We start from the raw sequence: 25,420 nt of genomic DNA, 5'->3' as shown, positions 1-25,420 counted from the left end.
CGCCGAGGTGCCTTTCGTAGGATGGGTGTCGTCATTTGCCGCGTAGGATAGGACTGTCAGACCCCCGACAGTCCCGCGGCCTTCGCCTGACTAGACTGGCCCCATCGAACAACAACAACCGATGAGGACCGCTCCATGAACGCCGCCGCTCCCGCACCTTCCGTGAAAGACCAGGTCTCCGAGGCCGAATGGCAGACCCGCGTCGACCTCGCCGCCTGCTACCGGCTGATCGCCCTGCACGGCTGGGACGACCTGATCTTCACCCACATCTCGGCCAAGGTCCCCGGCACCGAGGACTTCCTCATCAACCCCTACGGCATGATGTTCCACGAGATCACCGCCTCCAGCCTGGTGAAGGTGGACCTGGCCGGCAAGAAGCTGATGGACAGCCCCTACGACATCAACCCCGCCGGCTACACCATCCACAGCGCGGTGCACGAGGTGCGCCACGACGTCGGTTGCGTGCTGCACATCCACACCCCCGCCGGGATCGCCGTGTCGGCGCAGAAGAACGGCCTGCTGCCGTTGTCGCAGCAGTCGCTGTTCGTGCTCTCCAGCCTGGCCTACCACGGCTACGAGGGCGTGGCCCTGAACCACGACGAGAAGGCCCGCCTGCAGGCCGACCTGGGCGACAAGAACTTCATGATCCTGCCCAACCACGGCCTGCTCACCGCCTTCGGCACCGTGGCCGACGCCTTCCTCGGCATGTTCACCCTGCAGCGCGCCTGCGAGGCGCAGGTGATGGCGCAGAGCGGCGGTGGCGAGCTGATCCACATCCCGCAGCAGATCCTCGACGGCGCCCGGGCCATGGTCGCCGGGGTGATGAAGACCTCCCAGGGCATGGGCGGGGCGCTGGCCTGGCCGGCGCTGCTGCGCAAGCTCGACCTGCAGAACCCCGGCTACCGCGACTGATGGCCGGCATCGCCATCCCCCTGCGCGACTGGCGCGCGCAGGGGCGCACCTTCGACTTCAACGGCTACGCCATCCGTTACTGGGAGGCCGGCGAGGGCGAGCCGCTGCTGCTGATCCACGGCTTCCCCAGCGCCTCCTGGGACTGGAACAAGCTGTGGCAGCCGCTGGCCGAGCGCTACCGGGTGATCGCCTGCGACATGCTCGGCTTCGGCGACTCGGCCAAGCCGCGCAACCACGCCTACCGCATCCTCGAACAGGCCGACCTGCAGCAGGCGCTGCTGGAGCATCTGGCGGTGCGCGAGCCCGTGCACCTGCTGGTCCACGACTACGGCAACAGCGTCGGCCAGGAACTGCTGGCGCGGCACCTGGAAGGGCGCATCGAACTGGCTTCGCTGGTGTTCCTCAATGGCGGACTGTTCCCCGAGACGCACCGCCCGGTGCTCTCGCAGAAGCTGCTGCTCAGCCCGCTGGGCGGCTTCTTTGGGCGCTTCTTCGACCGTGGCAAGCTGGCCGCCAACTTCGCCAAGGTGTTCGGCCCGCGCACCCGGCCGAGCGAGGAGGAGCTGGATGCCTTCTGGAGCCTGATCGCCTGCAACGACGGGCCGAAGGTGATGCACCGGCTGATCCACTACATCCTCGACCGCCGTGAGCACCGCGAACGCTGGGTGGGCGCCATGCAGCGCACCTCCGTGCCGCTGCGGCTGATCGACGGGCCCGTGGACCCGATCTCCGGCGCGCACATGGTCGAGCGCTACCGCCAACTGATCCCGCGGCCGGACACGGTGATGCTCGACGGCATCGGCCACTACCCGCAGACCGAGGCGCCGGAGCAGGTGTTGGCGCACTACCTGGCATTCCGCGCGCGCCTGGCGGGGCAGGTGCAGCCGGCGGCCTGAACGGGCCGCCGGCATCATCCCCGGACCTTATCGGGGCATATTCAGGTCCGGCGTCTTGGTTGTGACCGTCAAACGTCTGTTTGACACTCCGTAGCCATCAACCTGCCTGGGAGTACCAACCATGAGTGATGCCGTTCGTTTCGACGACAAGGTAGTGATCGTTACCGGCGCCGGCGGCGGTCTGGGCCGTGCCCACGCCCTGCTGTTCGCCAAGCATGGCGCCAAGGTGGTGGTCAACGACCTGGGCGGCAGCACCCATGGCGAGGGCGCCAACGCCTCGGCCGCCGACCGCGTGGTGGCGGAGATCCGCGCCGCCGGCGGCACCGCCATCGCCAACCATGATTCGGTGACCGACGGCGAGAACATCGTGCGCGAGGCCGTGGAAGCCTTCGGCCGCGTCGACGTGGTGGTGAACAACGCCGGCATCCTGCGCGACAAGACCTTCCACAAGATGGAAGACGCCGACTGGGACCTGGTCTACAAGGTCCACGTCGAGGGCGCCTACAAGGTGACCCGCGCCGCCTGGCCGCTGATGCGCGAGCAGGGCTACGGGCGGGTGATCTTCACCGCTTCCACCTCGGGCATCTACGGCAACTTCGGGCAGAGCAACTACGGGATGGCCAAGCTCGGCCTCTACGGCCTGACCCGCACCCTGGCCCTGGAAGGGCGCAAGAGCAACATCCTGGTCAACGCCATCGCCCCCACCGGCGGCACCCGCATGACCGAGGGGCTGATCCCGCCGCAGGTGTTCGAGCAGCTCAAGCCCGAGCTGGTCAGCCCGCTGGTGGTCTACCTGGGCAGCGAGGCCTGCCAGGACACCTCCGGCCTGTATGAAGTGGGCGGCGGCTGGATGGGCAAGGTGCGCTGGGAGCGCAGCCTGGGCTTCGGCTTCGACCCGCGCGAGGGCTTCGATGCCGAGGACGTGGCGGCGCACTGGCAGCAGATCAGCAGCTTCGAGAACGCCGTGCACCCGGCGGACAACGTCGAGGCCCTGCGCGAGATGATGGCCAACCTGCAGAAATACGTCGGCTGAAGCGGCCAGCCTGACGGGCGGAACGGCCAGGGTGCTGCTCCGCGCTCCGTGACGCAGTAAGGTGGAAGGCCGGCGCAAGCCGGCCTTCGTCTTTTCCGTCAGCCTGGAGTCCAGCATGAGCGTGATCGTCGAGCACAACGGCCCGGTAACCACCCTGATCATCGATCGCCCCGCGGCGCGCAACGCCGTCGACCGGCCCACCGCCGACGCCCTGGCCGAGGCCCTGCGCGCCTTCGAGGCCGACGAGCAGGCGAAGGTGGCGGTGCTCACCGGCGCCGGCGGCACCTTCTGCGCCGGCGCGGACCTCGCCGCGGTGGCCGAGGACAGCGAGCGGCGCAACCGCCTGGAAATGGAAGGCGACGCCCCCATGGGCCCCAGCCGCATGCACCTGAACAAGCCATTGATCGCCGCCATCGAGGGCTACGCCGTGGCCGGCGGCCTGGAGCTGGCGCTGCTGGCCGACCTGCGGGTGATGGCCGAGGACGCGGTGTGCGGGGTGTTCTGCCGGCGCTTCGGCGTGCCGCTGATCGACGGCGGCACCGTGCGCCTGCCGCGCATCATCGGCCAGGGCCGGGCGCTGGACCTGATCCTCACTGGCCGCCCGGTCGCCGCCCAGGAAGCCCTGGGCATGGGCCTGGCCAACCGCGTGGTGGCCAAGGGCGAGGCCCGCGCCGCCGCCGAGGACCTGGCCCGGCAGATCGCCGACTTCCCCCAGGCCTGCATGCTGGCCGACCGCGGCAGCGTCTACGCGCAGTGGAACCAGTCGTTCGACGTGGCCATGGCGAATGAATTCCAGGGTGGGCTGATGGTGATTCTCAGTGGCGAGACCCAGGCCGGGGCGCAGCGCTTCGCGCGGGGGGAGGGGCGGCATGGGAAGTTTTGAGAGGCGGCGCAGGGCCTGCTTTTCGTAGGAGCGAGCTTGCTCGCGAATGGCGCCTTCCGGTGACTACGGTGTTTCGGGTTGACTCCGCACCCTCTCCCCAGCCCTCTCCCTGAAGGGAGAGGGTTAGGGAGAGGGAAAGGCGCTTCCCTCATGCAGCGGCGCCTCAGGGAAACTCCATTCGCGAGCAAGCTCGCTCCTACGAAGGGCCTCGGCCTCAGCGCTTGATGATCACATACGTCTTGCGCACCGTCTCCTGGATATCCCACACCCCCAGGCTGTTCTGCGGCAGCAGGAAGGCGTCGCCGGCCTGGAAGGCGATGGGCTCGCCGTCGTCCGGGGTGAAGGTGCCGCGGCCGCTGATGAAGTGGCAGAACTCCTGCTCGACGATCTGCCGGCGCCAGCGGCCCGGGGTGCATTCCCAGATGCCGGTGTCGACCTGGTCGGGGCGTTCCACTTCGGCCACGCGGGTGTGCGAGACCGGCTCGCCCAGCGGCACGCCGACCGGGCTGGCTTCGCCCAGGGGCGCGTTGGGGGTGTCCTTGAGGTGGGTGATCTTCATCGGGGCTCCAGTGGGTTGTCGGTGCAAAGGGGGAGGCGGCTTCAGCCGACCTTCCAGGTCATCAGGCCTTCCATGCCGGCGGCGAGTCTTTCCGCCAGTTGCCGGCGCCAGGCCGGGGTGTTGGGGTTGGCCAGCACCTCGTCCTCGTGGACGAAGCTGCGGATGATCGCGTTGTAGCCCAGCCAGCGGCACGGCTCGGGCTCCCAGGCGCGCAGGGCGTCGGTCATGGCGCGGTCGTGGATCACCCAGTTCTGCCGGGTTTCCAGGCTGTCGTTGCCGAGGATCAGGTCGGCCAGGGTGCGCCCGCCCAGGTTGGTGGCGCCCACGCCTTCGCCGCCGTAGCCGCCGGACAGGGCGATGCCGTTGCGGCGGTCGATCAGCATGTGCGGGTGGAAGCGCCGCGACATGCCCAGGTTGCCGCCCCAGGTGTGGGTGATCTTCACGTCCTTGAGCTGCGGGAAGAGTTCGCCGAACAGGTAGCGGCGCAGGCCGACCTCGTCGTCGTTTAGGCTGAAGTCGCTGCGCAGCTTGCCGCCGAAGCGGTAGCCGCCGCGGGCGCCGAAGGCCAGGCGGTTGTCCCGGGTGCGCTGGCCGTAGGTGACCTGGCGGCTGAACTCGCTGAAGGCCTGGCCGTGCTCCAGGCCGATCTCCGCCCAGACCGACTCGGGCAGTGGCTCGGTGGCCACCAGCAGGCTCTGCACCGGCAACTGGTAGTTGCCCAGGGGCGGCAGGGCGGCGGCGTAGCCTTCCACCGCCGGCACTATCCAGTGGGCCTTCACGCTTCCCTTGTCGGTGCGCAGCAGGCCGGGCTGCCAGTGGCTGACGCGGCTCTTCTCGAACAGTTGCACGCCCAGGCGTTCCACCGCGCGGGCCAGGCCGCGGGCCAGCTTGGCCGGGTCGATGGTGGCGCAGTGCGGGGTGTAGAGCGCGCCCAGGGCGCTGGGGATGCGCAGCTGGCCGTCCAGTTCGGCCTTCGACAGCCAGCGGTAGTCGTCCTCGCCCAGGCCCTCGTGGCGCAGGTCGGCCAGGTACTGGCGCAGGCGGCGTTCCTGCTCCGGGTAGCGCGCCGCGCAATAGAGCACGCCGCCCTTGCGGTAGTCGCAGTCGATGCCTTCGTGTTCCAGCACCCTGGCCACCTCGTCGGGGATGCCGTGCAGCAGGTCCCAGGTCTCGCGGCGGCGCGGCTCGGGCATGCGGCCCACCAGGCGGTCCTCGCCCAGCAGCGCGCCCATCAGCCAGCCGCCGTTGCGCCCGGAGGCGCCGAAGCCGGCGGTCTCGGCCTCGAGGATGGCGACCTTCAATTGCGGCGCGCGGGTCTTCAGGTAATAGGCCGTCCACAGCCCGGTGTAGCCGGCGCCGACGATGGCCACGTCGACCTCCAGGGCGCCTTCCAGGGCCGGGCGGGCGATGAAGTCGTCGTCCAGTTGGTTCATCCACAGGCTGATATGGCGCCATGCCGACATAGGGGCGACTCCGGGCAGAAGGGTGATCGGGAATGTGCGCAAGCCTAGAAGCGCCGGGGCTTCCTGTCGTGCGCGCGGGTACGCGGGGAAATGGGCGATGTCTTGCCAACTGCGCCAGGGTGCTCTTCGTAGGAGCGAGCTTGCTCGCGAACAAACTCCGCTGCGGGGCCCATTCGCGAGCAAGCTCGCTCCTACGAAAAGCGGTGCGCAGGAGCGCCTCGGCGTTACGGGTTTTCCATCCGCTTGAGGTATTCCCGCGGCGACAGACCGGTCTGCTGGCGGAAGCAGCGGTAGAAGGCTGACAGCGAATTGAAGCCGGCGGAGAAGGCCAGCTCGTCGATGCGCGCCGAGGTGGCCGGGCGCAACTGTTCCAGCAGGTGCTGCAGGCGCTTCTGGTTGACGTACTGGTAGAAGCTCAGGCCCATCACCTGGTTGAGCAGGTAGGAAATCTGGTTGCGCGTGTAGCCGGTGGCGCCGGCCACCTGCGACAGGTCCAGGTCCGGCGCCAGGTACGGCTGGGCCTTGTGGAAGTATTCCTCCAGGTCCGCGGCCAACTGGCTGAGCTGGCGCGGCGACAGGCCCAGGCGGCTGGCCGGCGGGCGGCTGTCGCCGGAGGCGCGTGCGGCGCCCGGGGCGTCCTCGCGGACCAGGGTGGCGTATTCGTTGATGCGCCAGATCAGCCCGTCGCGCACGCTGATGGCTTCGCTGGAGTGGAACACCGCCAGGCGCCCGCTGAGGGTGATGGCGGTGCGGTACTGGATGAAGGCCGTGTCGCCGTCGACGCGGATGCGGTCGATGTGGTCGAGGAATTCGTCCGGGCGGCTGGGCATGGTCTGGGTGACGTACTCGCGCAGGTCCGCCAGGCCCATACGGCGGTTCTGGAAGTAGTCGTTGTATTCCACCTCGGGATGGTAGAGCGCCAGCGCCGCGTCCAGGTCGCGGCGCTTCCAGCTGTCATGGTAGCGCTGCACCACGTCGCGGGTGCTCGGGGTGAGGTGGCTGTCGGCCGGGGTCGGGTGGGTCGCTCGCATGGCGCACAGGATGCCGCAGAGCGGCGCGCTCGGGTAGGGGGGGAGGCCCCGCTATCATCCAGGCACTGCATGATGGGCCATGCCCGGCGTCAATGGTGGCCGCCCGGGGCCGTCGCAGAGGGGGGATTCACTCTTTCGGCTGACAGTGCAAATACCTCCTTGGTGCGCTTGGTCGCGACCGGGCCGGCTGAGTAGCGTGTAGCCGCCTAGACACCGTCAGGAGTGCCGAATGACAACAAAAACAAGGCGCGTATCGTTCCAACCGAAACTGCTGGCCGCTGCTGTAGCCCTGGGTTGCGCCACCCAGGCCGGGGCCGTCTCGTTCAACATCGGGGAAATCGAGGGGCAGCTGGATTCGACGCTGTCCGTGGGGGCCAGCTGGGGGCTGCGCGACGCCGACTCGGAATACGTCGGCGCCCGCAACGGCGGCCGCGCCTCGTCGCAGACCTCCGACGACGGCCGCCTGAACTTCAAGAAGGGCGAGACCTTCTCGAAGATCTTCAAGGGCATCCACGACCTGGAGCTGAAGTACGGCGACACCGGCGTCTTCGTCCGCGGCAAGTACTGGTACGACTTCGAGCTGAAGGACGAGCACCGCGAGCTGTACGACATCAGCGACCAGGGCCGCAGCATGGGCGCGCGCTCCTCCGGCGCCGAACTGCTGGACGCCTTCATCTACCACAAGTACAGCATCGGCGACCTGCCCGGCACCGTGCGCCTGGGCAAGCAGGTGGTGAGCTGGGGCGAGAGCACCTTCATCCAGAACTCCATCAACAGCATCAACCCGGTCGACGTCGCCGCCTTCCGCCGCCCCGGCGCGGAGATCAAGGAAGGCCTGATCCCGGTGAGCATGTTCTACATGTCCCAGGGCCTGACCGACAGCCTCACCGCCGAGGGCTTCTACCAGCTGAAGTGGGAGAAGACCGTGGTCGACAACTGCGGCACCTTCTTCTCCACCACCGACGTGGCGGCCAACGGCTGCAACCGCCTGGTCTACGCCGGCAGCGACTTCGACACCGACCCGGCCAGCGGCTACCGCTACCTGGCGCGCTCCGGCGACAACACCGCCCGCGACGGCGGCCAGTGGGGCCTGGCCCTGCGCTGGTACGCGGCGGAGCTGAACGACACCGAGTTCGGCGCCTACGTGATGAACTACCACAGCCGCAACCCGGTCTTCAGCACCATCGCCGGACAAGGCCTGGCCACCGCCAACGCCGCCACCGGCGAGGCCAGCGCGCAGTACCTGATCGAGTACCCGGAGGACATCCGCCTCTACGGCCTGAGCTTCCAGACCAACATCGGCGGCACCTCGGTGGCCGGCGAGGTCAGCTACCGGCCGAACATGCCGCTGCAGCTCAACAGCACCGACCTGACCGTGGCCGCGCTCTACCCGACCACCCTGTTCGGCAACCCCATCTACTCCAGCGGCTTCGCCACGCCCAGCGCCGGTGAGGTGATCCACGGCTACGTACGCAAGCCGGTGACCCAGGCCCAGGTGACGGTGACGCAGTTCTTCGACCAGGTGCTGGCCGCCGAACGCCTGACAGTGGTCGGCGAGGTGGGCTACAACCACATCAGCGGCATCGACGACAGCGAGCTGCGCTTCGGCCGCGACTCCATCTGGGGCATCGGCGAGCTGCCCAACAACTCCCTGTGCCAGGGCCTGCTGAACACCGCCAATCCCGGCGAGTGCAACAACAAGGGCTTCTACACCAGCAGCAGCTGGGGCTACCGCGTGCGCGGCATCCTCGACTATCCCAACGTCATCGCCGGCATCAACTTCAAGCCGAACCTGGCCTGGTCCCACGACGTGCACGGCTACGGCCCGAACTTCAGCGAAGGCGCCAAGGCGGTCAGCGTCGGCCTGGATGCGGACTACCAGAACACCTATACCGCCAGCATCAGCTATACCGATTTCTTCGGTGGCGATTACAACCCGATCAACGATCGCGACTTCATCGCCGTCAGCTTCGGTGTGAACTTCTGATCGGTCAGTCAAGGACAGGAAAGATGAACAAGATACGAATCCTGCAATGCGGCGCCCTGGCCCTGAGCCTGCTTTCCGGCGCCGTGATGGCGGCGGTGTCCGCGGACGAGGCGGCCAAGCTCGGCACCAGCCTCACGCCCATGGGCGCGCAGAAGGAAGGCAACGCCGACGGCAGCATCCCGGCCTGGACCGGCGGCATCGACAAGAGCGCCGGCAGCGAGGACGCCCGCGGCTTCCTCAGCGACCCCTTCGCCGGCGAGAAGCCGCTGTTCACCATCACCGCGCAGAACGTCGACCAGTACAGGGACAAGCTCACCGACGGCCAGGTGGCGCTGTTCAAGCGCTACCCGGACACCTACCGCATCCCGGTGTACAAGACCCACCGCACCTTCTCGCAGCCGGCGGAGATCTACCAGGCGGTCAAGACCAGCGCGGTGAACGTGCAGCCGATCAACGACGGCAACGGCCTGGCCAACTTCGACAAGAGCCGCTACTACGCCTTCCCGCTGCCGAAGAACGGCGTCGAGGTGCTGTGGAACCACATCACCCGCTACCGCGGCGGCAACCTGGCGCGCACCGTGGTCCAGGTCACCCCGCAGACCAACGGCAGCTACACGCCGATCCGCTTCGAGGAGACCGTGGCCTTCCCGCAGAACATGGGCGACGTGGACCTCGCCAAGGTCAGTAACATCCTGCTGTACTTCAAGCAGTCGGTAACGGCGCCGGCGCGCCTGGCCGGTAACGTGCTGCTGGTGCACGAGACCCTCGACCAGGTCAAGGAACCGCGCCTGGCGTGGATCTACAACGCCGGCCAACGCCGCGTGCGGCGCGCCCCGCAGGTGGCCTACGACGGCCCCGGCACCGCCGCCGACGGCCTGCGTACCTCCGACAACTTCGACATGTTCTCCGGCGCCCCGGACCGTTACGACTGGAAACTGGTGGGCAAGAAGGAGCTGTACATCCCCTACAACAGCTACAAGCTGGGCCTGCCGACCTACAAGTACGACGACATCGTCAAGGCCGGCCACCTCAACCAGGACCTGACGCGCTACGAGCTGCACCGCGTGTGGGAAGTGGTGGGCACCGTGAAGCCGGGCGAGCGGCACATCTACGCCAAGCGCCACATGTACATCGACGAGGACAGCTGGCAGATCGCCGAAGTCGACCACTACGACGGCCGCGGCCAGCTGTGGCGCGTTTCCGAAGGCCACCAGATGTTCAACTACGCGCACCAGGCCGGCGGCTACGTGCCGGAGGTGATCTACGACGTGATCGCCGGCCGCTACCTGGCCCTGGGCCTGTTCAACGAAGAGAAGAGCGGCTACCGCTTCGGCATCAAGGCCAGCATGGCCGACTACACCCCGGCGGCGCTGCGCAACGAAGGCGTGCGCTGAACCGGGCATGGCCGGCGGCGGCGAGGGCTGTCGCCGGTCATGTACCTTCCTGTAATGCCAAAGAGTGATATGTCTCTACATACATCCGGCTGATAGCCCTTCCCCGGGGGCCGCCTCCTGACTAGTCTCGAACGTCAGGATCGGTCGGACCCCTGCCCATGATCGACGCTGCCACCCCCCAGTCTTCGCTGCCCCGCCTGCCACCGCAGCACCTGCCGCGCGCGCGCCTGCGCCAGGCCCTGCTGCACGAGGAACACCGCCTGCGCCTGCTGCTCGCGCCCCTGGGGCACGGCAAGACCGTGCTGCTGGGCGAATGCGCGCGCGCCGCCCCGGCGGGCACCCGCGTCGCCTGGCTGGCGCTGGGCGGCGAGGCCCTGGACGCCGCGGCCCTGTGCCGGCGCCTGGGCGAGGCCCTGGGCCTGGGGCCGGTCGGCGAGGTCGAAGTGCTCGGCCGCCTGCGCGACTGCCGCGAACCGCTGTGGATCATGCTCGACGACTACTCCCGCGAACCCGATGCCGCGCTGGACGCCTGCCTCGACCGCCTGCTGGCCCAGGCTTCGCCCTGGGTGTCCTGGTGGCTGGCCAGCCGGCGGCGCCCGGCGTGCAACCTGGCGCGCCTGCTGCTGGAGGGCGAACTGCTGGAACTGGGCGCGGCGGAACTGGGCTTCGACGCCGCCGAGCTGGAAGCCTTCCTGCTGCGCAACGGCCGCGACTGGCCGGAGGAACTGCGCCTGGCGCTGCTGGAGCAGACCGACGGCTGGTGCGCCGGCATCCGCCTGCGCCTGCTCGGCTGGCCGGCCGAGGCGGGCACGCCCTCGCCCGGGCAACTGGCCGAGGCCGGCCGGCCGCTGCTGCGCGAATACCTGCAGCGGGAAATCCTCGATGCCCTGCCGGCGCCGCTGGCGGAGGTGCTCTGCGACCTGGCGCGGCTCACCCGCTGCTGCACCTCCCTGGCCGAATACCTCTTCGAGGAACAGCCCGGCGTTCTCGAAGCCCTGCTCGAACGCGGCGTCGGCCTGCAGCGCGAGGAGGGCGCCGGCGCCTGGTACCGCCTGCCGCCGCTGCTGGCCGACGAACTCGCCGACATGGGCCACGGCTCGCCCAGCAGCCTGCACCGCCGGGCCTGCCAGTGGTACAGCCAGCAGGGCGACATCCACGCCGCCTTCGAACACTCATTGCGCGCCGAGCAACCCGACGTCGCCGCCAGCCTGTTGCAGCGCCTGACCGAAGAGCAGTTGCTGCAGGGGCACAACGTGGCGCGGGTGCTGCGCCTGCGCGAGGCGCTGCCGCAGGAACTGCTGGCGAGCACGCCGCGCCTGCTGATCCTCAACGCCTGGGCGCTGCTCTTCGGCGGGCGCCTGGACGAGGTCGAGACGCAGCTGCAGGACTTCTCGCGCTTCCTGCCGCTGCCCGGCGAAGCGCGTCAGCGGGCGCTGGTGGCGCAGTGGCTGGGCCTGGCCGGCATGCTCGCCCACGCCCGTGGCCGCCGCGAGGCCGCGCCGCTGCTGCAGGCCGCCCTGGACGACCTGCCGGACGAAGCCTGGGCGCAGCGCCTGATCAGCCTGTCCGCGCTCAGCCAACTGGCGCTGATCGACGGCCGCCTGGACGAGGCCCGGCTGCTCAACCGTGACGCCCTGAAGCTGGCCCGCGCCCGCGGCAGCGCCATCTTCGAGGTCTACCTGGAGATCGACCACGCCTACCTGCTGGCCCAGCGCGGCGAGCTGCCGCGCGCCGAAGCCCTGCTGCGGCGCATGCTCGACACCCTGGCCGAACGGCACCAGAGCGGCTGCCCGGTGGCCTGCCGCGCGCAGTTGCGCCTGGGCTGGCTGTGCTACCACCAGGGCCGCCCGGCCGAGGCGCGCCAACTGCTGCAGGACGGCCTGCGCGGCGCGCAGCGCAGCCTCGACCCCTGCGCCCTGTACGGCTACATCGGCCTGGCGATGCTGGATGCGCGCCAGGGCCAGTTCGACGTGGCCTTCAACCGCCTGCTCGAAGCCGAGCGGCAGATGCAGCTGCAGCACATTCCCGAAGCGGTCTACCGCGGCCCGCTGCTGCTGGCCGGCGGCACCCTCGGCCTGCGCCAGGGGCGGACCGCCCAGGCTCGGGAAATCTTCACCCGGGTGCTGAGCCGCTACCGCGAGGAAGGCCGCAGCGCGCCGGCCTCGGCGGTCGACCTGCTGCTGCGGGTGGAATGCCAACTGGCCATGGCCGACATCCAGGACGGCCAGGCGCAACGGGCGCTGGAGCGCTTGTCGATCCTGCTGGCGGAAATGCAGCGGCAGGGGCGCATGGCCCTGGTCTGCGAGGTCCGGCTGGGGCTGGCGCTGGCCCATGCCGCCGCCGGCGCCGACGAACAGGCCCGCGACTGCTGGCAGGAAGGCCTGGAACTGGCCCGCCGCCACGGCCTGGAAGCGATACTGGAAGACGCCCGCCAGCGCCTGCCGGAACGCTTGGCCGAACAGGCCGGCGAACGCCCGGCGCCGCTGCTCAGCCTGCGCGAGCTGTCGGTGCTGGAACTGATCGCCCGCGGCTGCTCCAACCTGGAGATCGGCGAGCGCCTGTTCATCTCCCTGCACACCGTGAAAACCCACGCCCGGCGCATCAACGGCAAGCTCGGCGTCGAACGCCGCACCCAGGCCGTGGCCCGGGCCAAGGAGCTGGGGCTGCTCAAAGCCTGACGCCCCACGATGCTCTTCGTAGGAGCGAGCTTGCTCGCGAACAGACTCCGCAGCGGGGTTCGTTCGCGAGCAAGCTCGCTCCTACGAGGAAACTCCATACCTCACAGCAAATTGTAGGAGCGGGCCCTGCCCGCGATTCGCGCGCAGGGCGCGCTCCTACAGGTGGGTGCCGAAGCGCTTTTCGTAGGATGGCGTTGAGCGAAGCGATACCCATCGCGCTTACACGCCTGAACTCCTGTTCAGTGCAACGCCTTCTTCTGCACCGCGATCGCCTCGATGCGCTGGCCCAGGCGCAGTTGCTCGGCCGGGTCGTCGCTGAGCAGCAGGGCGCGCTCCAGGTCGTAGCGTTCGGCCTGGGGGCATTCCAGGTGGTGGTAGAGGTCGGCGCGGGCCAGGTGGTCGGCGGCGCTGGCGGCGCCCAGCTCCAGTACGCGCTGGGCATCCTTCAGGGCCGCCAGGTGGTCGCCGGCGGTCTGGTGCAACTGGCGCAGGTTGCGCGACAGGCGCTGGAGCATCTCGCGCGGCTCGGCGTTGCGCAGGAAGGCGGCGCTCAGCTCCACGTTCGGGCCCAGGTGACGGGCCAGCAGGTCGCGGCAGTCGCGGGGGTAGAGACGGCGGCCGGTGGCGGGGTCGAGCAGGTGGTCGGCGCCGGGCACGCGCAGCAGGAAGCGCGCGGGGAAGTTCACCCCTTGGAGGGCGATACCCTGGCGGCGCGCCAGCTCCAGGGCGATCAGCGCCAGCGACAACGGTTGCCCGCGGCGGCGCTGCAGCACCTGGGGCAGCAGGGCGGCGCGGGCCAGCAGGGGCACGTCGTCGTCCTCGGCGAAGCCCATCTCGTTCAGCCGGCGCAGCAGCAACTGGGCCCGTTCGATGTCGCCGGCGGCCACGGGCAGCGTCGCCTGCAGTTGCCGCTGCAGTTCGTCGAGCACGCGCAGGGCCTGCTCGGGCGGCAGGTGCGGCTCGTGCTCGGCGGCTATCCACAGGGCCGCCTCGAACAGCGCTGGTGGCTCCTGGGCTAGGCAGGCGAGGCAGGCTTGGCGCGGGTCCATGGCGTTCTCCGGCTGATACTGCGTTTTACCCGCAGCGCCGGGGCGCCGTCCAGAGCCGCCGTGGCTGGTCGTCGGCGCCGCCGCTGGCCCGCGGCGCCTCTGCCTATACTGAAGGGGCCGGCCGCGGCAGGCGCCGCCGGCCGACCCTCACGCGCCAGCAAGGGAGCGCCGCCATGTTCGACATGATGGAAGCCACCCGGCTAGAGAAACTGCACCTCGCCTACGACCCGGCCACCGGGCTGCGGGCCGTCATCGCCATCCACAGCACCCGCCTGGGCCCGGCCCTGGGCGGCTGCCGCTACCTGCCTTATCCCAACGACGAGGCGGCCCTGCGCGACGCCGCGCGCCTGGCCCAGGGCATGAGCTACAAGGCCGCCCTGGCCGGCCTGCGCCAGGGCGGCGGCAAGGCGGTGATCCTGCGCGCACCCCATGTGGACAACCGCGGCGCGCTGTTCGAGGCCTTCGGCCGCTTCATCGAAAGCCTTGGCGGGGCCTACGTCACCGCGGTGGACAGCGGCACCTCCAGCGCCGACATGGACTGCATCGCCCAGCACACCGACCACGTCACCAGCACCACCCGCGGCGGCGATCCCTCGCCGCACACGGCATTGGGCGTATTCGCCGGCATCCGCGCCAGCGCCCAGGCGCGCCTGGGCAGCGACGACCTGGAGGACCTGCGCATCGCCGTGCAGGGGCTGGGCCACGTGGGCTACGCCCTGTGCGAACACCTGCACGCCGCCGGCGCCGAACTGCTGGTCAGCGACCTGGACCCGGGCAAGGTGCAACTGGCGGTCGACCAGTTCGGCGCCCAGCCCATCGCCAACGAGGCGCTGCTGACCACGCCCTGCGACATCCTCGCGCCCTGTGGCCTGGGCGGGGTGCTCAGCTCGCCGGTGGTGGCGCAGCTGCGTTGCGCGGTGGTGGCCGGCGCGGCGAACAACCAGTTGGCGCACCCGGACGTGGCCGACGAGCTGGAAGCCCGCGGCATCCTCTATGCGCCGGACTACGTGATCAATTCCGGCGGGCTGATCTACGTCGCCCTGCAGCACCAGGGCCAGGAGCTGCCGGCGATCACCGCGCACCTGGCGCAGATCGGCAACCGCCTCACCGAGGTGTTCGCCCACGCCCAGGCCGACCACCGCTCGCCGGCGCGGGTGGCCGACATGCTTGCCGAGCGGATTCTCTACGGGCATGGGGGATGACAGGCTGCAGTAGGGGCATTGGGATAGACGCCCTGTAGGAGCGCGCTCTGCGCGCGATTTCGCGGGCAGGGCCCGCTCCTACAGGGGCACGGCGGGGCCAGATCGTAGGAGCGGATTCATCCGCGATCCGGCCGGCAGGCCGGTGTGCGCCGGTGATCGCGGACGGAGTCCGCTCCTACAGTTCCAAGGAAGCACCATCGTAGGATGGGTTGAGCGAAGCGATACCCATCACCACCACCGCATGGGTTTCGCAAGCTCAACCCATCCTACGTAGAGCACCCTGGCATGGCGGTTCGGGCGCTGCTCATTCCCCTTCGGCAAACAACTCGCCGAGGGCGTCGGGCTGGTTCTTGAAGGCGCGGGCGAAGGTGTCGCGGTGGCGGGCCATGAAGATGCCCACTTCCTCCACCTGCTCCTCGTTCAGCGAGGGCACCGCCTTGTGCAGGACGGCGGCGAGGTTCTCCGCCAGTTCGAGCATCTTGTCGTGCCGGTCGGCTTCTGCCTTATCCATGAACAGGCGCTCCGGATCGCGGCTGCTGCGGTACACCACTTCGACGGCCATTCATCACCTCGTATGCCTTCTTGCTGTCTGGGGGGAACAAGCACTGTTTATTTATACAGTGAAGCATAAGGCAATCGCCCGGCCCCTGGGAAGAGGGAAATTGCAGAAGGCCAGTATGGCCGGCGAACCGCTTCGGGGCACGCGGGGCCATGGCAGGGCATGCGACAAGTTGGCGCGGGGCTGGTGGATGGCGCGCGGCGGCGGCGCCCGGCAGACTGGCCGGGCACGCGGGAGGAAGGTTCAGGAGGCGATGCGCAAGGCGCGGCCGGCGGTCATGTCCGCCAGCAGGCGCGGGGCGCTGTCGCCCTGCTCGATGGCGATGCCGAAGCGGATGCTCTGGATCAGGCGTTGCAGCTGTTCGGCGTCCTGCAGCTGGGCGTTGCGGATGAGCCGCTTGGCCGCCACGCCGGCTTCGGTGGAAAGCGTCAGCACGATGCTGCCGTCCGGCCGTTCGAGGCTGAAATTGACCCGGAACTGGGCCTGGAATGCATCGGTGAGTACCTGGAAGGGGCTTTCCATCTTCGATCCTGCCTGCGTGGTGGCGTGACCCTTCATGGACTGGAAGGCGTCAGCAAAGTTCGCATTCATATTGCCGCAGCCTCGGCAGGCTATTGCTGCCCAGGGTCAATGGCGTGTGTCTTGCACGTACCAAGCCAACAATCGCTTTATCGAACCGGGAGTCGACGGATGAAACTGCAATGGGCCGAACGCATGCGCCAACAGATGCACGGAATGGCCGAGTCGCTGGGCAACCTGCTGGTGGAGGGCTTCCACTACCTGGCGCTGTTCGCCATCGGCGGCACCGTGTTCTGGTCGGCGGCGGTGGCCTTCGTCGAGATGTTCGAGAAGGGCCACGCGAGCATCGACGACATCCTGCTGCTGTTCATCTACCTCGAACTGGGCGCCATGGTCGGCATCTACTTCAAGACCAACCACATGCCGGTGCGCTTCCTGATCTACGTGGCGATGACCGCGCTGACGCGCCTGATGATCGCCGACATCCAGCACAACCACGTGCCCGACGACGGCATCATCCTGGTCTCGGTGGCCCTGTTGCTGCTGGCCCTGGCCATCCTGGTGGTGCGCTACGCTTCCTCGCGCTTCCCCTCGGCGCCGTCGGGCAAGGGCGAGCAGGCGCTGCTGCAGGACGACGAGCGCTGACGGCGGTTCGAGCCGCAATGGCCCCCTTGGCGGCCGCGATGCACTAACATCGGAATAATTCGCGCCGCCGAGGGAAGACCCGCACGATGAAGGGCTGGAAGCTGTTCGCACCCCTGCTGCTCCTGGTAATCATCTCCATCACCCTGTACCTGCGTCTGCACACCCAACCCTTGCTGTTGCAAGGCGAGGCGGACGCCACCGAAGTCATAGTCGCCTCCAAGGCCAAGGGCCGCGTCGAGACGCTGCACGTGCGGCGTGGCGACGACGTGCAGAAGGGCCAGCTGTTGATAAGCCTCAGCAGCCCGGAGCTGCAGGCCCAGCTGGACTCGCTGCGCGCCGCGCGCAGCCAGGTGCAGGCGCAGCTCGACGAATCCCTGCACGGCACCCGCGAGGAAACCCTGCGCGCCCTCCAGGCCAGCCTGCAGCAGGCCCAGGCCGAGCTGCGCAACGCCGAGCTGGACTTCCAGCGCAACGAGGAACTGGCCGGCCGCGGCTTCGTCTCCCAGGCCCAGCTCGACACCACCCGCCGCGCCCGCGACGTGGCGCGCAACCAGGTGGCCGAGGCCCAGGCCAACCTCGACCAGGGCCAGCGCGGCGACCGCGAGGAAGTGCGCCAGGCGCTGCAGGCCGCGGTGCGCCGCGCCGATGCGCAGATCGTCGAACTGCAGGCGCAGACAGACGACCTGGCGGTGCTCGCCCCGGTGGACGGCGAGGTCGGGCCGATCCCGGCGGAGGAGGGCGAGCTGATCAACGCCTACAGCCCGCTGCTGACCCTGGTGCGGCTGTCCGACAGCTACCTGGTGTTCAACCTGCGCGAGGACATCCTCGCCAAGGTGCGCAAGGGCGACAAGGTGAAGCTGCGCATCCCGGCGCTGGAGAATGCCGAGGTGGACACCGAGGTGCGCTACATCGCCCCGCTGGGCGATTTCGCCACCAAGCGCGCGACCCGCGCCACCGGCGACTTCGACCTGAAGACCTTCGAGGTCCGCCTGTACCCGCTGCAAGCGGTGCAGGGCCTGCGTCCGGGGATGAGCGCGCTGTGGCAATGGCAGCAATAAGGCGCAACCTGCTGCGCTTCGCCCAGGCGTTCAACACCGAGACGCGCATCGCCGTGCGCAGCTGGACCATCCACTGGCTCGGCTGGCTGTGGCCGCTGCTGCTGTTCACCCTGATCAGCGGCATCTACCAGGCCGGCACCCTGCTGGACATGCCGGTGGCCGTGGTCGACGCCGACCACAGCCACCTGTCGCGGCGCGTGGTGCGCGAGCTGGACGCCGGTTCCCACGCCCAGGTCGAGGTGCTCGGCGGCGGCCTGCAGGAAGGCTTGCGGCGCCTGCGCGCGGCCGACGACTACGCGCTGCTGTACATCCCCCGCGACTTCGAGGCCGACGCCCTGGCCGGACGCCAGCCGCGCGCGGTGCTCTACTACAACTCGCTGTTCTATTCCGCCGGCTTCTATTCCACCCAGGACTTCAGCGGCCTGGTCGCTGGCGTCAACCAGGACCTGCGCCCCTACCTGGCCGCCGGCGCGGGCGCTCCGCTGCCGAAGCTGGCGAGCATCAGCGTGGCCTACGAGAGCCTGTTCAACGCCAGCGGCAACTACATCTACTACCAGCAGTTCGCCGCCATCGTGCACCTGCTGCAGCTGTTCGTGATCGTCGCCACCGTCCACGTGCTGGCCCGCGAGGCCCCGGAGCTGCGCGCCTCCTCGCCGCACATCCTGCGCGCCCGGGCGCTGGGCGTGCGCCTGCTGGGCAAGCTGGCGCCCTACACCCTGCTGTTCAGCGCGCTGCTGATGCTGGAGCTGTTCCTGCTGGTGACGCTCAACGGCGCGAAGATCAACGGCAGCCCGCTGTGGATGCTGGCGATCACCGTGTGCTACGTGATGGCGGCGCAGAGCGTCGGCCTGGTGCTGTTCATCTTCACCGCCAACCGCTTCAGCGCCTACTCGCTGATCGGCCTGCTGATCGGCGTGGCGCAGACCTATTCCGGGGTGCTGCTGCCGGACCTGGCGATGCCCGAGATCGCCCGCTTCATCAGCCTGGCCGAGCCGCTGACGCACACCCTGCACGGCCTGTTCGACCAGTTCCTGCGCCAGGCCCCGCCGGAATCCGGGCTGTACGCCTGCTGCCGGCTGCTGGTCTACCCGCTGCTGGCCTACATGATCGCCAAGCTGCGCCTGCGCCGGCGCCTCGACCTGAGCCCGGCCTGAGGAGGCGCCATGGAGAACTTCTGGAGCGTCCTCAGGCAGACCCTGAAGAACATGCTGGGCAAGCCGCTGTGGCTGCTGACCGTGCTGTCGGTGGCGCTGACCACCTTGCCCTACGCCCACCGCACCATGGACGACCTGCCGGTGGCGGTGGTCGACATGGACCACAGCGCCGCCTCCCGCGAGCTGATCCGCCTGCTCGACGCCGCGCCCAAGATCGCCGTGCGCAGCTACAGCGAGCTGCCCACGGCGCAGCACGACCTGGCCTGGCGCCGGCTGTTCGGCATCGTCATCCTCCCGGTGGACTTCGAAAAGCGCGTGCTGCGCGGCGAGGCGGTGAGCGTGCCGATCTTCGGCGACGCCACCAACCGCATGGCCAACGGACAGATCCAGCAGGACATCAGCGCCACCTACAACGAGCTGACGCTGCGCTACAACGCCCACCTGCTGCTGCACAACGGCTTCAGCGCGAGCCAGGCCGAGGTGCTGCTGAGCCCGGTGGTGGGCCAGCTGACCGACCTGTTCAACCCCGGCACCAGCTTCGCCGCCATCGTCCTGCCGGGGCTGGTGACGCTGATCCTGCAGCACAGCCTGCTGCTGTCCTGCACGCGGGTGAACCTCAACCTGCGCGGCGGCACCCCGCGCTCGCTGCGCCAGCCGCCGTCCACGCGCTTCGGCCGCTACGCTGCGCAGCTGCTGATCTGGACGGTGCTGGCCATGCTCTTCTACGTGATCTGGCCGTGGATCATGGGCTACCGGCAGACCGCCTCGTTCTTCATGCTCATGGGCCTGGTGCTGCCCTTCCTGCTGGCGGTGATCGCCCTGAGCGAATTCCTCGCCGAGCTGCTGCCCTCGGAAGAGGCGGTGTACCTGACCATGACCTTCATCACCCTGCCGCTGTTCTACATGGCCGGCTTCACCTGGCCGCCCCAGGCCATGCCGCAGTGGGTGCAGTGGCTGGCCAACGGCATCCCCTCCACCTGGGCGATCCGCGCGGTGGTGGAGATGAACCAGATGAACCTGCCGCTCTCGGCGGTTTCCGACCGCATCCTGGTGCTGCTGGGCATGGCCGCCGCCTACGGCCTGCTGGGCACGCTGATCTACCAGTTCCGCAACTGGCGCTGGGACCAGCTCAAGGGCTGGTGAGCCCCGATGCGCTCTTGCTCTTCGTAGGAGCGAGCTTGCTCGCGAACAGATTCCGCTGCGGGGGCCCGTTCGCGAGCAAGCTCGCTCCTACGAGAAGCCGTGCCCGCCTGCGGGAGCGGATCTCGCTGTGGCCATGGCGATGGGTATCGCTTCGCTCAACCCATCCTACGGGGCTGGCGCGGCTCGGAAATCGCCTTCCCACCCGTCGCCGCCCCTTGCCGGGATGGCGCGCCCGTGGCATCTTTGCGCAAATGATAAGACTTCGCATTTGAGGGGTGTTCACAGGCGCCCCCCCCGGTGCAACGCGCCCCTGGCGCAGAGGGCTCCCGTGTCGTCCCCGTCCGCTTCCACCCATTCCCAGGTCGGCGAACTCTACGCCGGCCACCACCACTGGCTGCTGGGCTGGCTCTACCGCCGCCTGGAATGCCACCAGCAGGCCGCCGACCTGGCCCAGGACACCTTCGTCCGCCTGCTCGGCCGCCGCGAACTGAAGGGCCTGCGCGAACCCCGCGCGTTTCTCGCCACCGTGGCCCGCGGGCTGGTGGTGGACCACTTCCGCCGGCAGAGCCTGGAGCGCGCCTGGCTCGACAGCCTGGCGCAGCAGCCGGAGGCCGAGGCGCCCTCGGCCGAGGCGCGCGCCCTGGTGCTGGAGACGCTGATGGAGATCGACCGCCTGCTCGACGGCCTCAAGCCCAAGGTGCGCAGCGCCTTCCTGCTGTCGCAGCTGGACGGCCTGACCTACCCGCAGATCGCCGAGCAGCTGGGCGTTTCGCTCAGCTCGGTGCAGCAGTACATGACCCAGGCCTTCGCCCACTGCTACCAGGCGCTGTATTCATGAGCCGGGCGCAGCCGCTGGAACACGGCGTGGTCGAGCAGGCCATCGGCTGGCGCGTGCGCCTGGCCTCGGGCCTGGCCGGCGCCGACGAACAGGCCGCCTGCCAGCGCTGGCGCGCCGCCGATCCGAGCCACGAGCAGGCCTGGCAGCGCCTGGACTTCTTCGACGGGCGCCTGGCCGGCGTGGCGCCGGAAACCGCCAGCAGCGCCCTGCGCCAGGCCGCCTTCGACCCCACGCGGCGCCGCGCGCTGAAGAACCTGATGCTGCTGGCCGGCTGCGCCGCGGTGCTCGGCAGCGGCGCCTACGGCCTGCGCGATTCGCGCTGGCTGGCCCAGGAACGCACCGGCGTCGGCGAGCGCCGGCGCATCGCGCTGCCCGACGGCGGCTGGCTGCAACTGAACACCGACAGCGCCATCGACCTGGCCTTCGACGCCCACAGCCGGCGCATCCGCCTGCTGGCCGGGGAAATTCTCGTGCAGACCGGCCACGACGCCGCCGGTCGCGGCTTCTGGGTGGACACCGCCCAGGGCCGCCTGCAGGCCCTGGGCACGCGCTTCGCCGTGCGCCTGGAAAGCCACGATGCGCTGCTGGCGGTGCAGCAGGGCGCGGTGGCGGTATCGCCGGGCGATGGCGAGCACGTCGCCGGCGTTATCCAGGCCGGCCAGCAGGTCCGCTTCGACCGCCAGGGGCTGTACGGCGTCGCCGACCTGGACGCCGACGCCCTGGCCTGGAGCGACGGCTACCTGGTGGCCCGGCAATGGACCCTCGGCCGCCTGTGCACGGAACTGTCGCGCTACCGCCCGGGCGTGCTGCGCTGCGACCCGGCGGTGGCCGGCCTGGCGATCTCCGGGGTGTTCCCGCTGGACCAGCCGGAACAGGCCATCGCCGCCCTGCAGCGCAGCCTGCCGGTCCGCGCGCAGTACCGCACCCGCTACTGGGTGACGCTGGTGCCGGCCTAGCGCTGCAGGGGGGGCTCCGTAGCCGAATCCGGAACGCGCTTGGAGCCACGGTCAAGCGGCGTATAACCGCGAACGGTTATACGCCCTACGTTACGGGTGGGCTTGGCGTAGGGCGGATAACGTTCGGCGTTATCCGCCGTTTCACCTTGGCCCCCGGCCGCTGCGGATTCGAACCCGGAGCTCAGGCATCGCCCGTCTTGCGCCGGTTCTTGTAGCTGCCGCGGATGTTCATCGCCGCCAGGCACAGTTGCAGCAGCACCAGGGCGTAGGCCTTGGCCGGCAGGCCCCAGGCTATCCACAGGGCGTTGCTGGCCAGGAAGGTCCAGAAGCCGAGCTTGCGCCGCCGGCGCTCGCGGGAGCCGACCAGCCAGGCGGCCAGTACCGTGACCAGCATCGCCGGCCATTGCAGCAGGTCGAGGAGTTCGTGCATGGGGCGGTTTCCCGCGGCTGTCGTCCTTGCTTCAGACCAACCCGGGCGCCGCGAAGTGCGGTCGGACCGCGTAGCCGTCGAGCAGCGCCTGCACCTTGTCGGCGTCCAGCTCGCCGTTGAAGGGCACGCCCAGGGCCTGGCGGTGGATGCCGGTGGCGGCCAGCCACAGGGTGTCGATGCGCGCGGCCAGGGCGCCGGGCACGTCGGTCACCAGGGAGTCGCCGACGAACAGGATGTTCTGCGCCCCGCGCGCCTGCAGCTGTCGCTCGGCTATGCGGAAGGCCGCCGGGTCCGGCTTGCCGAACCAGCGCACCTCGCCGCCTTCCTCGGCGAAGGCTTCGGCCAGGCGGCCGGCGCCGAATACCGTGCGCCCGGCGGAGACCACCACGCGGTCCGGGTTGGCGCAGAGGAAGGGCAGGTCCAGGCCCTGGCGCAGCGGTTCGAAGCGCGCCTCCAGCTCGTCCTGGGGGAAGCTGCCGACGCCGAGGATCAGCGTGGCCTTGTGGATATCCGTGCCGAAACGCTCGCGGATGTGCGCAGGCCAAGTGCCCAGGGCGTCGGCCACGCCGGCGATGCAGATGCCGCCGCGCTGCAGCTGCGCATCGTGCTCGATGGCGTCGATGGCCAGTTGCCCGGAGGTGGTGATGCCCGCGTACAGCTCACGCGGCACGCCCAGGCGGGCGAGGGTGTCGGCCATTTCCGCGACGCTGCGCGAGGCGTTGCTGAGGAACCACACCGGGCGCCCCTCGGCGGCGCGGCGGCGCAGCCAGGCGAGGGCGCCGGGGAACACCTCGGCGCCGTCCATCAGCACGCCCCAGAGGTCGAGGATGAAGCCGTCGTAGCTGGCGCAGAAGGCATCCAGGCCGGCGTGGTCGATGAGGCGGGTGTGGGTGACGGCGCTGAAGCGTGGGGAGGTCATGGCAAGCCTGTCGCGGGGAAAAGCCCCAGCCTAACGCACCGCGGGCAGGCAGGTGAATGCTTTCAGCTGGCCGGGTGGGCCTGGGCGACGCTCTCCGGCGCCGGGGCCACCGGCACTTCCACCAGCCCGCGCAGGTGGCACAGGCTGAACGGGCTGGGGCTGCAGCGGCCCTCGGCCATGGCCTGGCGGATGGCGTCGACGTCGGCGTTCTGCACGTAGTGGATGGCGTCGGCCATGTCGTCGGCGCTGCCGAAGCCGCCCTCGCGCATTTCCTCGAGCGCGTCTTCCTTGCTCCAGCCCTGGACCACCGTGCGGTACATGGCGGAGAACAGCCCGGTGCGGTCGCTGCCGTGCTTGCAGTGCATCAGCACCGGGCCCTGCTGCTGGGCGGCCTGCAGCAGGTTGAGCACGCGGATGACGTCGGCGTCGTCGACGCGGTCGGCATGGGTCGGAAAACTGAGGATCTGCAGCGGCGCGGCGCTGCTCCAGGCCTTGTCGTCGTCCTTGATGAAGCTCAGCACCGTGTGCACGCCGAGCCGCTGTAGCAGCGGCAGGTCCTGGCCGTCGGGCAGGGCGCTGCGGTAGAGGGTGGGCGACATGCGGTAGAGGTTGAACGACTTGTCCACCGGCTGCGCCCAGTCGGCGGGGCGCTCGTCGGCGTGGGCCGCCCCGGCGACCAGAACGAGGGCAGCAAGGGCGAGCAGGCAGCGGCGCAGGGCCGCGAAGGGCAGGGCGGGGCGCATGGAGGCCTCCTGGCTGGCGGAGCGCAGACAGTAGGCGGCGGGCGATAAAGCCCGGATGAAAAGATTGTGAAAAAAGCGTGAAGACGCCCCGCGGCGATCAGCGGGGCAGGAAGCGCGCCTGCACCGGCGGGCGGAAGAACCACCAGGCGGCCAGCGGGTAGACCAGGTAATTCACCAGGTACAGCAGCAGCGCGGCGTGGCTCGGCGGGTTGCGCCAGGCGGCCAGGGCCACCAGCGCCAGGTACAGCAGGGCCAGGCCGGCGGCGTAGAAGCCGAGCAGGCGCCAGCGCTCGGCGACGCTGGGCAGGCGCCCCACGCGGCGGGCGAAGAAGAACGCCATGCCGGCGCCGATGGCCAGCGCCACCAGCAGGTTCACCGGCACCAGGCCGTAGCGCAGCAGGGTGCGCAGCAGCACGTTGAGGAGCATGGCGATGAGGATGCCGGTGAGGGCGTAGTAGCGGGTGCGGATGGGCATGGCTAGAGGCTCCCGTCCAGGCCGAAGCGTTTCTTCAGGGCCTTGTCCAGCAGGCCGGTGGGCAGCCAGCGTGCCAGCAGCGGCAAGGCGCGGCTGCCATGGCCGACGCGCAGCAGGCGCGGGCGTGGGCGGCGCTGCACGGCGGCGAGCAGTTGGCGGGCCAGTTCGGCGGCCGGGGTGGGTTTGTCCTGGGAGGCGCCGGCGCGGGCGCGGATGAAGTTGCGCAGCGGCCACCAGGGCGAGCGGTCGTCCACCAGTTCCTGCCAGGTGCGCCCGGCGTTGGCGCCGAAGCTGGAGGCGATGGCGCCGGGCTGCACTTCCAGCACCTCGATGCCGAAGGGCGCCAGTTCCAGGCGCAGCGCCTCGTTGAGCGCGTGCAGCGCGGCCTTGGAGGCGCAGTAGGCGCCGGCGAAGGGGGTGACCAGCACGCCGGAGACGCTGCCGATGTTCACCACCAGCCCACGGCGTTCGCGCAGCAGCCCGAAGCAGGCGCGGGTCAGCTCGACCACGGCGAAGACGTTGGTCTCGAACTGCCGGCGCAGGGCTTCGGCGCCGCCGTCCAGCAGCGGGCCCATGGCGCCGTAGCCGGCGTTGTTAACCAGCACGTCCAGGCCGCCGGCCTCGCGCTGCAACTGCCCGGCCAGGCGGGCGATGGCGGCGCCGTCGTCGACGTCCAGTCGCACGCCGCGGAAACCGGCCTGGCCCAGGGCGGCCACGTCTTCGTCGCGCCGGGCCGTGGCCCAGACGCTGTAGCCGGCGCCCTGGAAGGCCTCGGCCAGGGCGCGGCCGATGCCGCTGGAGCAGCCGGTGATGAGGGCGACGGGTTGGGGCATGGCGGCTTTCCTTGGCGTGGGGCGCGTGGGTGTTCGGCGCCTACCCTAGCCGATTGCGCCG

General features: G+C 69.7%; 25 protein-coding genes. 14 read left to right on the top strand and 11 right to left on the bottom strand.

What is annotated here, in order from left to right; all coding sequences use genetic code 11:
* The first annotated feature begins 135 nt into the window (after positions 1-135).
* The 4 genes from BM060_RS26415 (at position 136) to BM060_RS26400 (ending at position 3,724) form a co-directional block, all read left to right on the top strand.
* Positions 136-912, top strand: coding sequence for a class II aldolase/adducin family protein (locus tag BM060_RS26415; protein WP_074984641.1), 777 nt, complete (start codon positions 136-138; stop codon positions 910-912).
* Complete coding sequence (locus BM060_RS26410; protein WP_074984640.1) at positions 912-1,808, top strand: alpha/beta fold hydrolase; 897 nt, start codon at positions 912-914, stop codon at positions 1,806-1,808. Before BM060_RS26415 ends, BM060_RS26410 begins: the two co-directional genes overlap by 1 nt.
* Before the next feature lie 121 nt (positions 1,809-1,929).
* Positions 1,930-2,841, top strand: a complete 912-nt coding sequence (locus BM060_RS26405; RefSeq protein WP_009616054.1) for an SDR family oxidoreductase — start codon at positions 1,930-1,932, stop codon at positions 2,839-2,841.
* 115 nt (positions 2,842-2,956) lie between these two features.
* Positions 2,957-3,724: a crotonase/enoyl-CoA hydratase family protein gene (locus BM060_RS26400; protein WP_074984639.1), complete on the top strand. Its 768-nt coding sequence runs from the start codon at positions 2,957-2,959 to the stop codon at positions 3,722-3,724.
* A gap of 214 nt (positions 3,725-3,938) precedes the next feature.
* Here BM060_RS26400 and BM060_RS26395 read toward each other — a convergent pair whose 3' ends face one another.
* The 3 genes from BM060_RS26395 to BM060_RS26385 all read right to left on the bottom strand — a co-directional run bounded on the left by BM060_RS26395 (position 3,939) and on the right by BM060_RS26385 (position 6,777).
* Complete coding sequence (locus BM060_RS26395) at positions 3,939-4,283, bottom strand: cupin domain-containing protein (protein WP_009616056.1); 345 nt, start codon at positions 4,281-4,283, stop codon at positions 3,939-3,941.
* A 41-nt stretch (positions 4,284-4,324) separates the two neighbouring features.
* Positions 4,325-5,746, bottom strand: a complete 1,422-nt coding sequence (locus BM060_RS26390) for an NAD(P)/FAD-dependent oxidoreductase (protein WP_074984637.1) — start codon at positions 5,744-5,746, stop codon at positions 4,325-4,327.
* Between the two features lie 224 nt (positions 5,747-5,970).
* Positions 5,971-6,777, bottom strand: coding sequence for an AraC family transcriptional regulator (locus tag BM060_RS26385; RefSeq protein ID WP_043300115.1), 807 nt, complete (start codon positions 6,775-6,777; stop codon positions 5,971-5,973).
* A 229-nt stretch (positions 6,778-7,006) separates the two neighbouring features.
* On the opposite strand from BM060_RS26385, the gene BM060_RS26380 reads away from it, so the two are divergent.
* From BM060_RS26380 to BM060_RS26370, 3 genes are all read left to right on the top strand, one after another.
* On the top strand, positions 7,007-8,764 hold the full coding sequence (locus BM060_RS26380) for a DUF1302 domain-containing protein (RefSeq protein WP_074984634.1): 1,758 nt from the start codon (positions 7,007-7,009) through the stop codon (positions 8,762-8,764).
* A 23-nt stretch (positions 8,765-8,787) separates the two neighbouring features.
* Positions 8,788-10,158 (top strand): DUF1329 domain-containing protein, encoded by a 1,371-nt coding sequence (locus BM060_RS26375; RefSeq protein WP_074984631.1) that lies wholly within the window; start codon positions 8,788-8,790, stop codon positions 10,156-10,158.
* 158 nt (positions 10,159-10,316) lie between these two features.
* Positions 10,317-12,836, top strand: coding sequence for a LuxR C-terminal-related transcriptional regulator (locus BM060_RS26370; protein ID WP_074984628.1), 2,520 nt, complete (start codon positions 10,317-10,319; stop codon positions 12,834-12,836).
* A gap of 239 nt (positions 12,837-13,075) precedes the next feature.
* Here BM060_RS26370 and BM060_RS26365 read toward each other — a convergent pair whose 3' ends face one another.
* Positions 13,076-13,885, bottom strand: coding sequence for a SirB1 family protein (locus tag BM060_RS26365; RefSeq protein ID WP_074984625.1), 810 nt, complete (start codon positions 13,883-13,885; stop codon positions 13,076-13,078).
* A gap of 173 nt (positions 13,886-14,058) precedes the next feature.
* Between BM060_RS26365 and BM060_RS26360 the strand changes: the two genes are divergently transcribed.
* Positions 14,059-15,087 (top strand): Glu/Leu/Phe/Val dehydrogenase family protein, encoded by a 1,029-nt coding sequence (locus BM060_RS26360; RefSeq protein ID WP_043273133.1) that lies wholly within the window; start codon positions 14,059-14,061, stop codon positions 15,085-15,087.
* A 304-nt stretch (positions 15,088-15,391) separates the two neighbouring features.
* Here the strand turns inward: BM060_RS26360 and BM060_RS26355 are convergent, their stop codons facing one another.
* Both BM060_RS26355 and BM060_RS26350 read right to left on the bottom strand, forming a co-directional pair.
* Positions 15,392-15,649: a YebG family protein gene (locus BM060_RS26355; RefSeq protein ID WP_009616064.1), complete on the bottom strand. Its 258-nt coding sequence runs from the start codon at positions 15,647-15,649 to the stop codon at positions 15,392-15,394.
* A gap of 240 nt (positions 15,650-15,889) precedes the next feature.
* Complete coding sequence (locus tag BM060_RS26350; RefSeq protein WP_024128466.1) at positions 15,890-16,168, bottom strand: DUF3509 domain-containing protein; 279 nt, start codon at positions 16,166-16,168, stop codon at positions 15,890-15,892.
* 168 nt (positions 16,169-16,336) lie between these two features.
* On the opposite strand from BM060_RS26350, the gene BM060_RS26345 reads away from it, so the two are divergent.
* From BM060_RS26345 to BM060_RS26320, 6 genes are all read left to right on the top strand, one after another.
* Positions 16,337-16,810, top strand: coding sequence for a phosphate-starvation-inducible protein PsiE (locus BM060_RS26345; RefSeq protein WP_009616066.1), 474 nt, complete (start codon positions 16,337-16,339; stop codon positions 16,808-16,810).
* An 86-nt stretch (positions 16,811-16,896) separates the two neighbouring features.
* Complete coding sequence (locus BM060_RS26340; RefSeq protein WP_074984617.1) at positions 16,897-17,868, top strand: HlyD family secretion protein; 972 nt, start codon at positions 16,897-16,899, stop codon at positions 17,866-17,868.
* Positions 17,850-19,022: an ABC transporter permease gene (locus BM060_RS26335; RefSeq protein ID WP_024128467.1), complete on the top strand. Its 1,173-nt coding sequence runs from the start codon at positions 17,850-17,852 to the stop codon at positions 19,020-19,022. The genes BM060_RS26340 and BM060_RS26335 overlap by 19 nt, the downstream gene beginning before the upstream one ends.
* Before the next feature lie 9 nt (positions 19,023-19,031).
* Positions 19,032-20,165: an ABC transporter permease gene (locus tag BM060_RS26330; RefSeq protein WP_074984614.1), complete on the top strand. Its 1,134-nt coding sequence runs from the start codon at positions 19,032-19,034 to the stop codon at positions 20,163-20,165.
* A gap of 328 nt (positions 20,166-20,493) precedes the next feature.
* Complete coding sequence (locus BM060_RS26325; protein WP_074984611.1) at positions 20,494-21,003, top strand: sigma-70 family RNA polymerase sigma factor; 510 nt, start codon at positions 20,494-20,496, stop codon at positions 21,001-21,003.
* On the top strand, positions 21,000-21,959 hold the full coding sequence (locus BM060_RS26320; protein ID WP_074984609.1) for a FecR domain-containing protein: 960 nt from the start codon (positions 21,000-21,002) through the stop codon (positions 21,957-21,959). The genes BM060_RS26325 and BM060_RS26320 overlap by 4 nt, the downstream gene beginning before the upstream one ends.
* Before the next feature lie 181 nt (positions 21,960-22,140).
* Here the strand turns inward: BM060_RS26320 and BM060_RS26315 are convergent, their stop codons facing one another.
* The 5 genes from BM060_RS26315 to BM060_RS26295 form a co-directional block, all read right to left on the bottom strand.
* Positions 22,141-22,389, bottom strand: a complete 249-nt coding sequence (locus BM060_RS26315; protein WP_074984607.1) for a hypothetical protein — start codon at positions 22,387-22,389, stop codon at positions 22,141-22,143.
* A 31-nt stretch (positions 22,390-22,420) separates the two neighbouring features.
* Positions 22,421-23,308 (bottom strand): TIGR01459 family HAD-type hydrolase, encoded by an 888-nt coding sequence (locus tag BM060_RS26310; RefSeq protein WP_074984605.1) that lies wholly within the window; start codon positions 23,306-23,308, stop codon positions 22,421-22,423.
* Positions 23,309-23,370: 62 nt separating this feature from the next.
* On the bottom strand, positions 23,371-24,051 hold the full coding sequence (locus BM060_RS26305) for a dual specificity protein phosphatase family protein (protein WP_074984603.1): 681 nt from the start codon (positions 24,049-24,051) through the stop codon (positions 23,371-23,373).
* A gap of 97 nt (positions 24,052-24,148) precedes the next feature.
* On the bottom strand, positions 24,149-24,526 hold the full coding sequence (locus tag BM060_RS26300) for a hypothetical protein (protein WP_074984601.1): 378 nt from the start codon (positions 24,524-24,526) through the stop codon (positions 24,149-24,151).
* Between the two features lie 2 nt (positions 24,527-24,528).
* The gene (locus BM060_RS26295; protein ID WP_074984599.1) at positions 24,529-25,359 is read right to left on the bottom strand and encodes an SDR family oxidoreductase; all 831 of its coding nucleotides are present in this window, start codon (positions 25,357-25,359) and stop codon (positions 24,529-24,531) included.
* Positions 25,360-25,420: the final 61 nt, after the last annotated feature.

This window comes from Pseudomonas citronellolis (genome assembly GCF_900112375.1).
GTDB classification, from domain to species: domain Bacteria; phylum Pseudomonadota; class Gammaproteobacteria; order Pseudomonadales; family Pseudomonadaceae; genus Pseudomonas; species Pseudomonas citronellolis.
This window is presented reverse-complemented; position numbering and strand designations above follow the sequence as displayed.

Coding starts and splice junctions, on each gene's coding strand:
- BM060_RS26315 (WP_074984607.1), bottom strand. CDS start 22,389: ATGCACGAACTCCTCGACCTGCTGCAATGGCCGGCGATGCTGGTCACG.
- BM060_RS26415 (WP_074984641.1), top strand. CDS start 136: ATGAACGCCGCCGCTCCCGCACCTTCCGTGAAAGACCAGGTCTCCGAG.
- BM060_RS26390 (WP_074984637.1), bottom strand. CDS start 5,746: ATGTCGGCATGGCGCCATATCAGCCTGTGGATGAACCAACTGGACGAC.
- BM060_RS26310 (WP_074984605.1), bottom strand. CDS start 23,308: ATGACCTCCCCACGCTTCAGCGCCGTCACCCACACCCGCCTCATCGAC.
- BM060_RS26380 (WP_074984634.1), top strand. CDS start 7,007: ATGACAACAAAAACAAGGCGCGTATCGTTCCAACCGAAACTGCTGGCC.
- BM060_RS26365 (WP_074984625.1), bottom strand. CDS start 13,885: ATGGACCCGCGCCAAGCCTGCCTCGCCTGCCTAGCCCAGGAGCCACCA.
- BM060_RS26320 (WP_074984609.1), top strand. CDS start 21,000: ATGAGCCGGGCGCAGCCGCTGGAACACGGCGTGGTCGAGCAGGCCATC.
- BM060_RS26360 (WP_043273133.1), top strand. CDS start 14,059: ATGTTCGACATGATGGAAGCCACCCGGCTAGAGAAACTGCACCTCGCC.
- BM060_RS26400 (WP_074984639.1), top strand. CDS start 2,957: ATGAGCGTGATCGTCGAGCACAACGGCCCGGTAACCACCCTGATCATC.
- BM060_RS26370 (WP_074984628.1), top strand. CDS start 10,317: ATGATCGACGCTGCCACCCCCCAGTCTTCGCTGCCCCGCCTGCCACCG.
- BM060_RS26410 (WP_074984640.1), top strand. CDS start 912: ATGGCCGGCATCGCCATCCCCCTGCGCGACTGGCGCGCGCAGGGGCGC.
- BM060_RS26305 (WP_074984603.1), bottom strand. CDS start 24,051: ATGCGCCCCGCCCTGCCCTTCGCGGCCCTGCGCCGCTGCCTGCTCGCC.
- BM060_RS26375 (WP_074984631.1), top strand. CDS start 8,788: ATGAACAAGATACGAATCCTGCAATGCGGCGCCCTGGCCCTGAGCCTG.
- BM060_RS26300 (WP_074984601.1), bottom strand. CDS start 24,526: ATGCCCATCCGCACCCGCTACTACGCCCTCACCGGCATCCTCATCGCC.
- BM060_RS26395 (WP_009616056.1), bottom strand. CDS start 4,283: ATGAAGATCACCCACCTCAAGGACACCCCCAACGCGCCCCTGGGCGAA.
- BM060_RS26330 (WP_074984614.1), top strand. CDS start 19,032: ATGGAGAACTTCTGGAGCGTCCTCAGGCAGACCCTGAAGAACATGCTG.
- BM060_RS26295 (WP_074984599.1), bottom strand. CDS start 25,359: ATGCCCCAACCCGTCGCCCTCATCACCGGCTGCTCCAGCGGCATCGGC.
- BM060_RS26385 (WP_043300115.1), bottom strand. CDS start 6,777: ATGCGAGCGACCCACCCGACCCCGGCCGACAGCCACCTCACCCCGAGC.
- BM060_RS26340 (WP_074984617.1), top strand. CDS start 16,897: ATGAAGGGCTGGAAGCTGTTCGCACCCCTGCTGCTCCTGGTAATCATC.
- BM060_RS26355 (WP_009616064.1), bottom strand. CDS start 15,649: ATGGCCGTCGAAGTGGTGTACCGCAGCAGCCGCGATCCGGAGCGCCTG.
- BM060_RS26345 (WP_009616066.1), top strand. CDS start 16,337: ATGAAACTGCAATGGGCCGAACGCATGCGCCAACAGATGCACGGAATG.
- BM060_RS26350 (WP_024128466.1), bottom strand. CDS start 16,168: ATGGAAAGCCCCTTCCAGGTACTCACCGATGCATTCCAGGCCCAGTTC.
- BM060_RS26405 (WP_009616054.1), top strand. CDS start 1,930: ATGAGTGATGCCGTTCGTTTCGACGACAAGGTAGTGATCGTTACCGGC.